This window comes from Streptococcus mitis (assembly GCF_001074635.1).
Classification (GTDB): Bacteria; Bacillota; Bacilli; order Lactobacillales; family Streptococcaceae; genus Streptococcus; species Streptococcus mitis_E.
Map to the genome: position 1 here is coordinate 1 of NZ_JUQO01000217.1, position 362 is coordinate 362.

At 46.4% G+C, this 362-nt stretch carries 1 protein-coding gene; it reads right to left on the reverse strand.

The genetic code is table 11. The features are described 5' to 3' along the window. The coding region (locus ADI58_RS09135; RefSeq protein ID WP_049522356.1) for a Rib/alpha-like domain-containing protein at positions 1 to 362 on the reverse strand (362 nt) is incomplete at both ends.

A 362-nucleotide genomic window follows, 5' to 3' on the forward strand; every position in this document is an offset into this window, starting at 1 on the left:
ACGTTGTGCCACTTGGTAAGCCATCAGTATTGATACTTCCTTCTGCACTTGGGTTACTACCGTGTTTAGCAGTTGGAACTGGCTCTTTCGCTGTTGGATTGAACGTATCTTTTTGTTCCTTAACCGTGATTGGGACTGGGACTTCATCTACTGTTCCGTCTGGATAAGTGACTAAGGCTACACTTGGATGGTCTCCTGGAGTATTCACTACTGGAGTTTCTTTCCATGTGACCCTTGTGCCGCTTGGTAAGCCTGTTTTGTCGACACTGTCTTCTGCGTTTGGCACTGTTCCGTTGTCCACTGTTTGTGCTTTTGGCTGCGGAGAGTAATCATCTTTTTGTGGCGTTACTTCTACAGTGACT